The sequence below is a fragment of the Serratia quinivorans genome, from assembly GCF_946227985.1.
Lineage (GTDB): Bacteria > Pseudomonadota > Gammaproteobacteria > Enterobacterales > Enterobacteriaceae > Serratia > Serratia quinivorans_A.
The window spans coordinates 849,991-864,062 of sequence record NZ_CAMKGL010000001.1 but is presented as its reverse complement, the minus strand read 5'-3'; the positions used below and the strand labels follow the sequence as shown (position 1 = coordinate 864,062).

Here is a 14,072-nt window from a genome sequence, read left to right as displayed (position 1 = left end):
TATCATAGGGTAGCGCTTGCCGACGGGATTGGTAAGAGCGGGCTGCCGATAACCGAACGGCCTGCTCATAAACAACACAGAATGGCGGGATTTAGCACATTTTTGCCGCAATCCCGCCAGTGGGATCAGAAATAGCTGACGAAAGGCGTGCTGTCTGGGGCGATCACTTTGGTGGAGGCTTTTAACTGTGGGGTACCCAAATACAAGAAACCAACAATTTCGTCCTGTTCGCGACAGCCAAAGGCTTCACGAACCAGGGGATGCTCGGTCCAGGCACCGGTGCGCCAGATACCGTTGAAGCCCTGCGCCAGTGCAGCCATCTGCATCGCCTGGACCGCACAACCGGCAGAAACCACCTGTTCCCAGCGCGGCACCTTGGTTTCTTCGGTGCAATGGGCCACCACGGTGATGATCAGCGGGGCGCGGAATGGCGCTTTTGTCGCCTTTTCTAGCGCGGCTTCATCCATTTCGTCCTGCTTTGCAGCAGCTTGTAACAATTGGCTAAAACGCTCCAGACCCTGGTTTTCGATCATCACAAAACGCCATGGCTGCAAGGCGCCATGATCGGGCGCTCGCAGGCCCGCGTTGATGATATTCTGACGCGTCTCACCCGTCGGCGCAGGGGCCGCGAGGCGTGACGCAGAGCGGCGATTCAGTAAAAGATCCAGTGCATCCATCGTAAACTCCTGATAACAATTTTCATTCAAATCACGTTAACATAGCTACACGGCGAGTGACAGCCTCGGCATTAGCCTCTGTGACCCACGATTTAAAGCTGACATTTCTTTGGCCGCTCATTAGGATAGCGGAACATTCTCGACTCTTGCTGGAGAGCACATGCGCACATTGTGGCAAATCATTGCCGGCGTTTTCAGGTGGACATGGCGTCTGCTGAACTTTATCAGGGAACTGATCCTCAATTTGTTCCTGGTGTTGTTGATCCTGGTTGGGGTTGGCATCTATCTTTCATTCCAGAGTGCCACCACCCCTGCCGTCCCTACCCGCGGTGCGTTACTGGTGGACCTGAGCGGCGTGGTGGTCGATCAACCGTCGATGAACAATAAGGTTCGCCAATGGGGTCGTGAACTGTTGGGCGCTTCCAGCAACCGCCTGCAGGAAAATTCCCTGTTTGACGTGGTTGACAGCATCCGCAAGGCTAAAGACGACAAAAACATTACCGGCATGGTATTGCAGTTGAATGACTTTGCCGGTGCCGATCAGCCTTCGCTGCAGTACATCGGCAAAGCGCTGCGTGAATTCCGGGACAGTGGCAAACCGATCTTTGCCATTGGCGACAGCTATAACCAGACACAATATTATCTGGCCAGCTACGCCAACAAGGTTTACCTGTCGCCACAGGGTGCGGTCGACCTGCACGGTTTTGCCACCAACAATCTTTACTACAAATCGTTGTTGGAAAAACTCAAGGTCACCACCAACATCTTCCGCGTCGGTACCTATAAATCCGCCGTGGAACCCTTGATCCGTGACGATATGTCACCGGCCGCCCGTGAGGCAGATAGCCGCTGGATCGGCGGATTGTGGCAGAACTACCTGGATACCGTGGCGGCTAACCGCCAGATCACGGCGCAACAGCTGTTCCCAGGGGCCGCAGGCGTGCTGAGCGGCATGCAGGCTGCCGGGGGGGATACGGCGAAATATGCGCTGGATAACAAACTGGTCGATGAATTGGCGTCGCGAACCGTCATCGAAAACCAACTGATCAAGACTTTCGGTTGGGACAAGCAGGCCAATGATTTCAACGCGACCAGTATCTACGACTACCAGCCGAAACCGACGCCGGATCAAGGCGGTAAAATCGCCGTGATCTTCGCTAACGGCGCGATTATGGACGGCCCGCAAACACCAGGCACCGTTGGCGGGGATACCACCGCCGCAGAACTGCGTCAGGCGCGACTGGATCCGGCTATCAAGGCAGTTATCTTCCGGGTCAACAGCCCGGGGGGCAGCGTCAGTGCCTCGGAAGTGATTCGCTCCGAGTTGGCTGCGGTACGTGCCGCCGGCAAACCTGTGGTGGTTTCCATGGGGGGCATGGCAGCCTCGGGCGGCTATTGGGTCTCTACACCGGCGGACTACATCATCGCCAGCCCAAGCACCCTCACCGGCTCCATTGGCATCTTTGGCGTGATTAACACCTACGAGCAGACGCTGGACAGCATCGGCGTGCATACCGACGGCGTGGCAACCTCGCCGCTGGCGGATCTGGCGGTCACCAAGGCGCTGCCACCTGAGTTCTCGCAGATGATGCAGTTGAACATCGAGAAAGGTTATCAAAACTTTATCGACCTGGTTGCCAAGTCGCGCAAAATGACACCACAGCAGGTTGATCAGATTGCTCAGGGTCACGTGTGGCTGGGCAGCGATGCCAAGACCAATGGTCTGGTCGATCAGTTGGGTGACTTCGACGACGCGGTGAAGAAAGCCGCCGAACTGGCGCAATTGAAACAGTGGCAGCTTAACTGGTTTGTCGATACGCCAAGCCTGACGGATATGGTTCTCAGTCAATTTGGCGTTTCCATTCACGCCATGCTGCCGGCAGCCATCCAGTCAATGCTGCCTGCGCCCTTGGCATCAGTGGCCATGGCGGTCAAAGAGCAACCGGGTTTGTTCAATAACCTGAACGATCCGCAGAACCGCTATGCCATCTGTTTGACCTGCGGAGAAGTCCGCTAACAAATTAATCCTCAGCCCGGCACCCGCCGGGCTTTTTTTCTGCGTTTATCCCCCTATAATTCAGCCCATCTTATTTCTGTTAAAACAATCACTATGCAAAAGAAATCGATTTACGTCGCCTACACTGGCGGGACCATCGGCATGCAGCGTTCTGAGCACGGCTATATTCCAGTCTCCGGCCACCTGCAGCGGCAACTGGCCCTGATGCCGGAATTCCACCGGCCGGAAATGCCGGACTTCACCATCCATGAATATGCGCCACTGATCGACTCCTCCGACATGACCCCGGAAGACTGGCAGCATATCGCCGACGATATCAAACTCAATTATGACCGCTATGACGGCTTCGTGATCCTGCACGGTACCGACACTATGGCGTTCACCGCCTCGGCGCTGTCGTTCATGCTGGAAAACCTGGCCAAGCCGGTGATCGTCACCGGTTCTCAGATCCCACTGGCGGAACTGCGTTCTGATGGCCAGACCAACCTGTTGAACGCGCTTTATCTGGCGGCGAACCATCCGGTGAATGAAGTCAGCCTGTTCTTCAATAACAAGCTGTTCCGTGGCAACCGTACCACCAAGGCGCATGCTGACGGTTTCGACGCTTTTGCCTCACCTAATCTGCCGCCGCTGCTGGAGGCCGGTATTCATATTCGTCGCCAGAACGGCATCGACAGCCCGGTCTGCAATGGCGAACTCAAGGTGCATGACATTACGCCGCAGCCGATCGGCGTGGTGACAATTTACCCAGGTATTTCCGGCGCGGTAGTGCGCAATTTCCTGCTACAGCCGGTGAAAGCCTTGATCCTGCGCTCTTACGGTGTAGGCAACGCCCCGCAAAAAGCAGAGCTGGTGGATGAATTGCGCGATGCCTCTGAACGCGGCATTGTGGTGGTTAACCTGACGCAATGCATCTCCGGGCGGGTCAATATGGAAGGCTACGCCACCGGTAATGCGCTGGCCCATGCCGGCGTCATCAGTGGATTTGACATGACGGTCGAGGCCGCATTGACCAAGCTGCATTACCTGCTGAGCCAACCTCTGACGCCGGAACAAATCCGCAGCCAGATGCAACTGGATCTGCGTGGCGAACTCAGCATTAGCGGTTAACCCATACACCACGGAGTCGCAATGAAAACAGCGCTGTTGCTTATCGATTTGCAAAACGACTTTTGCCCCGGCGGCGCATTGGCGGTAACCGACGGTGATGCCGTCATTAGCGTTGCCAATCAGGCCATCGCCGCCTGCCGCGCACGCGGTGAACCGGTGGTTGCCTGCCAGGACTGGCACCCCGCCAATCACCGCAGCTTTGCGGTAAACGCCAACGCACCGGTGGGCACCCTGGGTGAACTTGAGGGCTTGCCACAGGTTTGGTGGCCGGTGCACTGTGTACAGGAAAGCCAGGGTGCTGAGTTTCATCCGCAATTGCACCAACGGGAGATTATCGCGGTGTTCCGCAAAGGGCAAAATACGGCTATCGACAGCTACAGTGCCTTCTTCGACAACGGTCACCGCTCGCACACCGAGTTGGACAGCTGGTTGAAAGCACAGAACGTTAGCCATCTGGCGATTATGGGGTTAGCGACCGACTACTGCGTAAAATTCAGCGTGCTGGATGCGCTGGAACTGGGCTACAGAACGACGGTGATTACCGACGGCTGCCGCGGGGTTGATTTGCAGCCCGGCGACAGTCAGGAAGCCCTCCGGGTGATGCAACAGGCCGGGGCGAAACTCGTTACCCTGTCACAATTTATCGCTCACTGATACTATTGGGCGCTTTTTGCGCCCTTTCCCTCCCCAGGCCCAAACCTCGACATCGCTCACATTCCGACCATTCTCCTGTGATTACATCTTGTTCGCGTGCAGCGCTTTTGCTGTTATGACCGCTGATGCATTGGCATCAGTAAGTTATACGCATCCGGGGCCCATTGAGCCCGGCTTTATATTACCGCCTCAGGCGGTTTCGGTCGGCCTTGCCGACCAAAGGAGATGTCATGGTATTAACCCGTAAACTGCTGCCTTTACTGGTAGCGGTGCAGCTTGGTATGGCTGGTGCCGGCATGGCGCATGCCGCTTCTTACCTTTCCGTCGGTTATTTCAACGGCGGCGGTGATGTTACCGCCGGCCCTGGCGGCGATATCAACAAGCTCGACGTCACACAAATTACCCACCTCAATTACTCTTTCGGTCTGATCTACAACGACGAGAAACAGGAAACCAACCCGGCGCTAAAAGATCCGGCCCGCCTGCACCAAATTTATCTGTCACCCAAGGTGATGGCGGATTTACAACTGTTGCCGGTACTGCGTAAACAGAACCCGGAGCTGAAAGTCTTGCTGTCCGTCGGTGGCTGGGGCGCACGTGGATTCTCCGGCGCAGCCGCCACGGCGGAAAGCCGGGCGGTGTTTATCCGTTCGGTGCAGCAGGTCATCAAGCAATATCATTTGGACGGCATCGATCTTGACTGGGAATACCCGGTTAACGGTGCCTGGGGGCTGGTCGAAAGCCAACCGGCGGATCGTGCCAACTTCACGCAGTTACTGGCGGAACTGCATAAAGCGCTGGATAAAGGCAAGTTGCTGACCATCGCCGTCGGGGCCAACGTGAAAAGCCCGCAGGAATGGGTCGATGTTAAAGGTATTGCGCCCTACCTCGATTACATCAACCTGATGACTTACGACATGGCGTACGGCACCCAATACTTCAATTCCAACCTGTATGACTCCAAACAATGGCCAACCGTCGCCGCCGCCGATCGTTACAGCGCCAATTTTGTGGTGGATAACTATCTGGCCGCCGGGTTAAAGCCCGCTCAGTTAAACCTGGGGATTGGTTTCTATGGACGGGTGCCAAAACGGGCTACCGAGCCGGGCATCGATTGGGACAAAGCAGACGCGGCCAAAAACCCGGTCACCCAGCCCTACTTCACCGCACGCGAAACTGCCGTGTTCAAGGCTATGGGGCTGGATCTGACCAAGGACAGCTATTTCAAATACAACGATATCGTCAACAAGCTGCTAAACGATCCACAACGGCGCTTCACCGCCCATTGGGACAGTGACGCCCAGGTACCTTACCTGACGATGAAATCCGCCGAGGGCAAGCCGCTGTTCGCTATTTCCTACGAGAACCCACGCTCGGTTGAACTCAAGGCTGACTACATCAAAAGCAAGGGATTGGGCGGCGCGATGTTCTGGGAATATGGCGCAGACGACAATAACCGCTTGGCGCATCAACTGGCGGAATCACTGGGGATTAACAGCGGGAAACGGTAATTCAACGGGCGATGCAAGCATCGCCCAGCGCAGTTTGATTTACTGTGGCTTTAACTTGACCAGCGGTTCAGCAATGAACTGCTGTTTCAGCTCCTGCTTACTCTTCATCACTATCTGCCCGTCAGTGCCAATACTCATATGCTGCGGGTCAGCGTTGTGTAATGACTGCCACAGCATCACCGCTTGCAGACTGTTTTCTTTCTGTTCCGGCGTCAGCGCCACACCGTCCGGCCATTTGCCCAACTCCACGGCCAGTACCAGCCGCTGATAGATTTCCGGCGTCATGGCGGCAATCAGATCTTTTACGTCCATCAGAGCATTTCCTCACTCGTGGAAGAATAATTAGCTGAATCGATTTTTCTCACTGAATAATCCGTCAGCCGGCTGTTTTTTCGCCATTCTCACCGTCGGTAAAGCTCAACGACGCCGAGTTAACGCAAAAACGCTCGCCGGTGGGCTGTGGCCCATCGGGGAAGACATGCCCCAGGTGGGCGTCGCAATGCCCACAGCGGATCTCAACGCGATGCATATTATGCGTATTATCATCAAGATAACGAATAGCATCGTCGGAAACCGGCTGATAGAAACTCGGCCAGCCGCAGCCAGAGTCATACTTGCTGTCGGAGTAAAACAGCGGATGGTTGCAACACAGACAATGGTACACGCCCTCGCGTTTGTTGTGCAGCAATTTGCCGGAATACGGCGCTTCGGTACCACGTTCCTGAGTCACATAACGTTGGATTTCATTCAGTTCCGTGGCCGGATGGTCAGGGGTTGTCTCTTTAGCCATTTGTGCGTTTCTCTGAATGTGGATAATGTCAACGAAAACAATGAGTAATAATAACAAAAAATTAACAACACTGCAGCGCTTTTTGGCCTAAACTGTAGCCCATAAAGGTCACGCCATGATGATTTGTGATGCCGATCACATATCTTACATGGGCTGACTTTATACTTAGCGGTTTGACCCCATATAACGGATGAGGCCGAACGCAAACGGAATGTGCAATAAGCACTCAAACCCGGCTTCCAGGTTTGATTTGCAGCAAGGATTGACACGATTCCGCTTGACGCTTGGTAAGGTTTTTGTAATTTTACAGGCAACCTTTTATTCACTAACAAATAGCTGGTGGAATATATGACTATCAAAGTAGGTATCAACGGTTTTGGCCGTATCGGTCGCATTGTTTTTCGTGCTGCTCAAGAACGTTCTGACATTGAAATCGTTGCAATCAACGACCTGTTAGACGCAGAGTACATGGCTTACATGCTGAAATATGACTCTACTCACGGCCGCTTCAACGGCACTGTAGAAGTTAAAGACGGCCACCTGGTTGTTAACGGCAAAACCATCCGTTGTACCTCAGAAAGAGATCCGGCTAACCTGAAGTGGAACGAAGTCAACGTTGACGTCGTTGCTGAAGCAACTGGCCTGTTCCTGACTGACGAAACTGCACGTAAACACATCGCTGCAGGCGCTAAGAAAGTTGTTCTGACTGGCCCATCCAAAGACGACACCCCAATGTTCGTTATGGGTGTTAACCACAAATCTTACGCTGGTCAGGAAATCGTTTCTAACGCGTCTTGTACCACCAACTGCCTGGCACCACTGGCTAAAGTTATCAACGACAAGTTTGGTATCGTTGAAGCTCTGATGACCACTGTGCATGCAACTACCGCAACTCAGAAAACTGTTGATGGCCCGTCTCACAAAGACTGGCGCGGCGGCCGCGGCGCATCCCAGAACATCATCCCTTCTTCTACCGGTGCGGCGAAAGCAGTAGGTAAAGTTATCCCAGAACTGAACGGCAAACTGACCGGTATGGCGTTCCGCGTTCCAACTCCGAACGTGTCTGTGGTTGACCTGACTGCTCGCCTGGCAAAACCAGCTTCTTACAAAGAAATCTGTGCTGCTATCAAAGCCGCTTCTGAAGGCGAGCTGAAAGGCGTGTTGGGCTACACCGAAGACGAAGTGGTTTCTACCGATTTCAACGGCGAAACTCTGACTTCCGTATTCGATGCCAAAGCTGGTATCGCTCTGAGCGACACCTTCGTGAAACTGGTTTCCTGGTACGACAACGAAACTGGCTATTCCAACAAGGTTCTGGATCTGATCGCTCACATCTCCAAATAATGGATTGATGTTAAGCTGATGATGAGGGTGACATTTTTGTCGCCCTTTTTTTGTTTCTACGGCGAACAAAAGGCAACCCGATGAACGAAAAGATTTTCACCCTACCCGTTACCGAACAAATTTCCCCTTTTATCAGTCAACGCCAGCTCGATGAACTGCCCGTCGTAGTGGTTTCCCATCCGAAAGTACGCGCAGCTATTTCACTTCAGGGCGCGCATCTGTTGGCCTGGCAACCTAGCGGTGAAAAACCGGTTGTTTGGCTAAGCAACAACACCCCCTTTAAAAAGGGCAATGCCATCCGTGGTGGCGTGCCTATCTGCTGGCCCTGGTTTGGCCCGGTAGCAAAACCTTCGCACGGTTTCGCGCGTAATCAGCCGTGGACTCTGACGGCGCATGATGAAGACGACAACGGCGTTATTCTGACCTTTACGCTGAAAGACAATGAGCAAACCCGCAGCCTATGGCCACATGCCTTTACGTTGATCGCCCGTTTCAAACTGGGTGAGGAATGCGAAATAGAGCTGGAATCCCACGGCGACTATCAGGCGACCGCAGCCCTGCATACTTACTTCCAGATTGGTGATATTGCACAGGTCAAGGTGGCCGGTCTCGGCGAACCTTACATTGATAAAGTGGCCGCCGGCGCACAGGCTCGTCAGGTCGGTGACGTGACCTTTGTCGGTCAGACCGACCGGGTTTATACCCAACCGGACGCCTTCAGCCTGATAAAGGATGCATCACTACAGCGCACCATTGAGGTTCATCACCATCACATGAGTGATGTGATTGCCTGGAACCCCGGCGTGGAGCTTTCTTGCAGCATGGCAGATATGCCAAATGACGGTTATAAAACCATGGTTTGCGTAGAAACCGGCCGCGTCAGTAAACCCCTGGTGGCAGCCGGTGAACAACCGGCCCGGCTGGCAGTGACCTTCCGCATTCGCAACAACGCCTGATCCCGTTGAGGGCGGTGAACACTGCCGCCCAGTAACAGCGCACTACAGATGTGCGAAAGGGGCGCTAGCGCCCCTTTATGATGCATACATTGCACAACATTAGTGCAGGCTTCGATTAGAAGCTGTATTTCACGCCTGTCATTAACAGTCCGGTGTAAGATTTATCCACCATTGGGCTGTCTTTAACTTCATCGGACAGTTGGACATAACGCCCAACAAAGAAGGCATCCCAGTCTTTGTTGATCTTATAGTTGGCACTCAGCTCAACGTACGGCGCCCAGCTATCACTTGGCGTGTAACTGTCCAGACCGCTACGGCGAGATTCATTTTCGCTAATACCGTAGTAGTATTTGTTCTGGTTCTTGCTGCTCCACGCCACGCCCACACCAGGTACCAGGGTGACATCGCCCAGATCAAATTTGTACAGATAGGCTAAATCCCCCACCATACCGTTGCTGTAGTTCAGCGTGTCACCGGTAAAGGTGGTGCGCAGAATCCCCCACTCGGCAAAATGCGAATAGGCCAGACCGGCCATCAGCGTACCGCGACGCTTGTTCAACTGCTTCATGCGGTCATCGTCGCTGTCACCCGGACGATAGCCCAGCGGTGAAAAGTAGCCCATCAGACTCAGTTGGTTTTGCTGATCTTTCCACAGGTAATAACCGGCGGTCAGCGTACGGAAGTAGAAGTCGTCACCTTCATAGTTAATGACGGGTACCGGATACACGCGGTCCTGATAACCACGATACGGGTCCGGGCTAACCAGCGCGGAAGCGCCGAGTGACCAAGTTCCTGCCTGAGCACTTTGCGCACAAACCATTGCGGAAGCGATAATTGCTAGCGTTTTGAGTTTAAAAATCTTCACTGGTTCTTTTTCCATAAATAACAGAGTTAATAGCGTGCTTAGTTTATGTGAGAATTTCGTGACGCGCTGAATCTTTACAATAGAAAACGACCAAGATCGAATAACTTAGAACCTAAATATGAATTAATCATGGCAGAACCATGACGTTTTTTGCCGCAGGCCGCGCCAGACAAGGCATTTGGCTATCCCTGTAATAACTGAGTCATTGATATGACTTAAAAAAAGCTTTTTACCACGCAGGAAATTTTCTGGTATGCAAACTAAGCTTAAATCAGAAGGTGAATAAATCCTGAGCCAGTGGCAATACAGCGCAACTCGCGATAATAAGCGCACCAAGTTGGCATACGAGTTGCTGTACTCAGGGATAACTTCTTCTTTCGGGAGCCAAAACACTATCACCAGCTCCCTTTAACCTGTGCTAATAACGAAAGGACGGGCATCGCCATGAACATATTTGACCACTATCGCCAGCGCTACGAAGCTGCCAAGGACGAAGAGTTCACACTGCAGGACTTTCTTACCATTTGCCGGCAAGATCGCAGTGCATATGCCAATGCGGCCGAACGTCTGCTGATGGCTATCGGTGAACCAGTAATGGTCGACACTGCGCTTGAGTCGCGCATGTCTCGCCTGTTCTCCAACCGCGTGATCGCACGCTATCCGGCATTCGAAGAGTTCTATGGCATGGAGGAAGCTATCGAGCAGATAGTCTCCTACCTGAAACACGCCGCCCAGGGCCTCGAAGAGAAGAAACAAATCCTTTACCTGTTGGGGCCGGTGGGCGGCGGTAAATCATCGCTGGCAGAACGCCTGAAAGCGCTGATGCAGCTGGTGCCGATTTACACCCTGAGCGCCAACGGTGAACGCAGCCCGGTTAACGACCACCCGCTGTGCCTGTTCAACCCGCAGGAGGATGCCAATATTCTGGAAAAAGAATATAACATCCCGAATCGCTACCTCGGCACCATCATGTCGCCGTGGGCGGCCAAGCGCCTGCATGAGTTTGGCGGCGACATCACCAAATTCAAAGTCGTCAAAGTACGCCCTTCTATTCTGGAACAGATTGCCATCGCCAAAACCGAACCGGGCGATGAGAACAACCAGGATATCTCTGCGCTGGTCGGTAAGGTCGATATCCGCAAGCTGGAGAATCACGCGCAAAACGATCCGGATGCCTATGGTTATTCCGGTGCCCTGTGCCGCGCCAACCAGGGGATCATGGAGTTCGTAGAGATGTTTAAAGCGCCGATCAAGGTGCTGCACCCTCTGCTGACCGCCACCCAGGAAGGTAACTACAACGGGACCGAGGGGATTTCCGCCCTGCCGTTCAGCGGTATTATCCTGGCTCACTCCAACGAATCAGAATGGGTGACCTTCCGTAACAACAAAAACAACGAGGCCTTCCTCGACCGTGTTTACATCGTCAAGGTGCCTTACTGCCTGCGGGTGTCGGAAGAGATCAAAATCTACGACAAGCTGCTGGATCACAGTGAACTGACCCATGCGCCATGTGCTCCTGGCACGCTGGAAACGCTGGCTCGCTTTACCGTGCTCTCGCGCATGAAAGAGCCGGAAAACTCGAGCATTTACTCGAAAATGCGCGTCTATGATGGTGAAAGCCTCAAGGACACCGATCCTAAGGCCAAGTCGTATCAGGAATACCGTGACTATGCCGGGGTTGATGAGGGCATGAACGGCCTGTCTACCCGTTTCGCGTTTAAAATTCTGTCGCGGGTGTTCAACTTCGATCATGCAGAGGTCGCCGCTAACCCGGTACACCTGTTCTACGTGCTGGAACAGCAGATCGAGCGTGAGCAATTCCCTCAGGATCAGTCTGAGAAATACCTGGAGCACCTGAAAGGCTATCTGATCCCGAAATACGCCGAGTTTATCGGCAAAGAGATCCAAACGGCTTATCTGGAGTCTTACTCGGAATACGGCCAGAACATTTTTGACCGCTACGTGACCTATGCAGATTTCTGGATCCAGGATCAAGAGTACCGTGATCCGGACACCGGCCAACTGTTCGATCGCGAATCTCTGAACGCCGAACTGGAAAAAATCGAGAAGCCGGCCGGCATCAGCAACCCGAAAGATTTCCGCAACGAAATAGTCAACTTCGTGCTGCGCGCGCGGGCCAATAACAGTGGCCGCAACCCTAACTGGACCAGCTATGAGAAGCTGCGTACCGTGATCGAGAAGAAAATGTTCTCGAACACCGAAGAGTTGCTGCCGGTCATTTCGTTTAACGCTAAAACCTCAACGGACGAGCAGAAGAAACACGACGACTTCGTCGATCGCATGATGGAGAAAGGCTACACCCGCAAGCAGGTTCGCCTGCTGTGTGAATGGTATCTGCGGGTCAGAAAGTCTTCATAACGTCTAATGAGAATTAGCGTCATGGAGATGGCGTAGAAAGTTGGCAACGTCGTTTGGGGGAAGTATGGCGTATTTTATTGACCGACGGCTGAACGGCAAAAACAAGAGCATGGTGAACCGCCAGCGCTTCTTGCGTCGTTACAAGTCGCAAATCAAACAGTCGATTGCCGAAGCCATCAACAAGCGTTCGGTCACCGACGTAGACAGCGGGGAGTCAGTCTCGATCCCCACTGGCGATATCAACGAGCCGATGTTTCATCAGGGTCGCGGTGGCACACGCCACCGCGTTCATCCCGGTAATGACCACTTTGTCCAGAATGACCGCGTTGAGCGCCCACAGGGTGGCGGCGGCGGTGGTGGCGGCCAGGGTAACGCCAGCCAGGACGGCGAAGGCGAGGACGAATTCGTCTTCCAGATCTCCAAGGATGAATACCTCGACCTGCTGTTTGAGGATCTGGCGCTGCCAAACCTGAAAAAGAATCAGTACAAGCAGCTCACCGAGTACAAAACCCATAGGGCCGGTTACACCGCCAACGGCGTGCCGGCTAACATTAGCGTAGTGCGTTCGTTGCAAAATTCACTGGCGAGACGAACCGCCATGACCGCCGGTAAACGGCGCGCCTTGCATGAGTTGGAAGACGAACTCACCCAGATGGAAAACACCGAACCGGTGCAACTGCTGGAAGAGGAGCGGCTGCGGAAGGAAATTGCCGAGTTGCGCAAAAAAATCGAAAGTGTGCCCTTTATCGACACCTTCGATTTACGTTACAAGAACTATGAGCGGCGGCCCGAACCCTCCAGCCAGGCGGTGATGTTCTGCCTGATGGACGTTTCTGGCTCGATGGACCAGGCCACCAAAGACATGGCCAAACGTTTCTATATTCTGCTCTATCTGTTCCTGAGCAGGACCTATAAAAACGTCGACGTGGTGTACATCCGTCACCATACCCAGGCGAAGGAAGTGGACGAACAGGAGTTCTTCTACTCACAGGAAACGGGCGGCACCATAGTTTCCAGCGCACTGAAACTGATGAATGAAGTGGTTGAAGAACGTTACGACCCGGCGCAATGGAATATCTATGCCGCACAGGCATCGGATGGCGACAACTGGGCCGATGACTCGCCGCTGTGTCACGAACTACTGGCGAAGAAGCTGCTGCCGATGGTGCGTTACTATAGCTACATTGAAATCACCCGCCGTGCCCATCAAACACTGTGGCGTGAGTATGAAGACCTGCAGGCGAAATTCGATAATTTTGCCATGCAACATATCCGCGAGCCGGACGATATCTATCCGGTGTTCCGCGAGCTTTTCCACAAGCAGACCGCATAATTAACATCTTTATCAACGGCCGGTTAATCAGACTAATCGGCCGTTTTCTTTTGCAAAAATAATGAAAACTGCCACAGGAAAGTTTTAATTCAGGTTTACCTAACGCCCCGGTCAATCAAATCAACTTCCCACCTTCCCTGCCTCTTAGATAAAACTGTAAGTTACTGTTCGTTTAAAGGTTTTTTCTCCTGCACAGATCCAGGGGACAACAGCTAAGGTAATTCCTAATTACGCTTTCCTGACGCAATGCTCATTGCATGAATTAGGAAAAGTCCTATTTAATGGGGTGCCGAATTGCCATCTCAGGTGAGTGCTATGGAATACCTTCCCTTTGCAATCATCGTCGTTTTGATCGCAGTTGTCGTATTTTCCTTTGTCATGTATTTGCGGCAAAGAAGGGGAACTACTTTCAACACCAAGCGGAAACGACGCTAGG

12 protein-coding genes are annotated in these 14,072 nt (G+C 53.2%); 8 read left to right on the top strand and 4 right to left on the bottom strand.

Annotated elements, in window-relative coordinates; genetic code table 11:
- Window positions 1-125 precede the first annotated feature (125 nt).
- Window positions 126-677, bottom strand: coding sequence for an NAD(P)H nitroreductase (locus OCH02_RS04090; protein WP_261430003.1), 552 nt, complete (start codon window positions 675-677; stop codon window positions 126-128).
- A gap of 160 nt (window positions 678-837) precedes the next feature.
- Between OCH02_RS04090 and sppA the strand changes: the two genes are divergently transcribed.
- The 4 genes from sppA (at window position 838) to OCH02_RS04070 (ending at window position 5,969) form a co-directional block, all read left to right on the top strand.
- Entirely contained in the window at window positions 838-2,694 is a 1,857-nt protein-coding gene (gene sppA / locus OCH02_RS04085) for a signal peptide peptidase SppA (protein ID WP_012145447.1), read from the top strand.
- Window positions 2,695-2,787: 93 nt separating this feature from the next.
- Window positions 2,788-3,804 carry an asparaginase gene (ansA, locus tag OCH02_RS04080; protein WP_012145448.1) on the top strand — a complete coding sequence of 339 codons (1,017 nt, stop codon included), beginning with the start codon at window positions 2,788-2,790 and terminating at the stop codon, window positions 3,802-3,804.
- A 21-nt stretch (window positions 3,805-3,825) separates the two neighbouring features.
- Entirely contained in the window at window positions 3,826-4,458 is a 633-nt protein-coding gene (gene pncA, locus OCH02_RS04075) for a bifunctional nicotinamidase/pyrazinamidase (protein WP_261430001.1), read from the top strand.
- Between the two features lie 230 nt (window positions 4,459-4,688).
- Window positions 4,689-5,969: a glycoside hydrolase family 18 protein gene (locus tag OCH02_RS04070; protein ID WP_261429999.1), complete on the top strand. Its 1,281-nt coding sequence runs from the start codon at window positions 4,689-4,691 to the stop codon at window positions 5,967-5,969.
- Window positions 5,970-6,008: 39 nt separating this feature from the next.
- On the opposite strand, the gene OCH02_RS04065 is transcribed toward OCH02_RS04070, so the two are convergent.
- Entirely contained in the window at window positions 6,009-6,281 is a 273-nt protein-coding gene (locus OCH02_RS04065; RefSeq protein WP_012145451.1) for a YeaC family protein, read from the bottom strand.
- A 64-nt stretch (window positions 6,282-6,345) separates the two neighbouring features.
- Window positions 6,346-6,759: a peptide-methionine (R)-S-oxide reductase MsrB gene (msrB, locus tag OCH02_RS04060; protein WP_153860191.1), complete on the bottom strand. Its 414-nt coding sequence runs from the start codon at window positions 6,757-6,759 to the stop codon at window positions 6,346-6,348.
- Between the two features lie 348 nt (window positions 6,760-7,107).
- Between msrB and gapA the strand changes: the two genes are divergently transcribed.
- Both gapA and OCH02_RS04050 read left to right on the top strand, forming a co-directional pair.
- On the top strand, window positions 7,108-8,103 hold the full coding sequence (gapA, locus tag OCH02_RS04055; RefSeq protein WP_012145453.1) for a glyceraldehyde-3-phosphate dehydrogenase: 996 nt from the start codon (window positions 7,108-7,110) through the stop codon (window positions 8,101-8,103).
- 80 nt (window positions 8,104-8,183) lie between these two features.
- Window positions 8,184-9,059, top strand: a complete 876-nt coding sequence (locus OCH02_RS04050; protein WP_261429997.1) for a D-hexose-6-phosphate mutarotase — start codon at window positions 8,184-8,186, stop codon at window positions 9,057-9,059.
- Between the two features lie 115 nt (window positions 9,060-9,174).
- On the opposite strand, the gene OCH02_RS04045 is transcribed toward OCH02_RS04050, so the two are convergent.
- Entirely contained in the window at window positions 9,175-9,939 is a 765-nt protein-coding gene (locus OCH02_RS04045; RefSeq protein WP_261429995.1) for a MipA/OmpV family protein, read from the bottom strand.
- 429 nt (window positions 9,940-10,368) lie between these two features.
- Here OCH02_RS04045 and yeaG point away from each other — a divergent pair, with 429 nt between their 5' ends.
- Both yeaG and OCH02_RS04035 read left to right on the top strand, forming a co-directional pair.
- Entirely contained in the window at window positions 10,369-12,303 is a 1,935-nt protein-coding gene (gene yeaG / locus OCH02_RS04040) for a protein kinase YeaG (protein ID WP_012145456.1), read from the top strand.
- Window positions 12,304-12,367: 64 nt separating this feature from the next.
- Window positions 12,368-13,636, top strand: coding sequence for a YeaH/YhbH family protein (locus OCH02_RS04035; protein ID WP_261429992.1), 1,269 nt, complete (start codon window positions 12,368-12,370; stop codon window positions 13,634-13,636).
- Window positions 13,637-14,072: the final 436 nt, after the last annotated feature.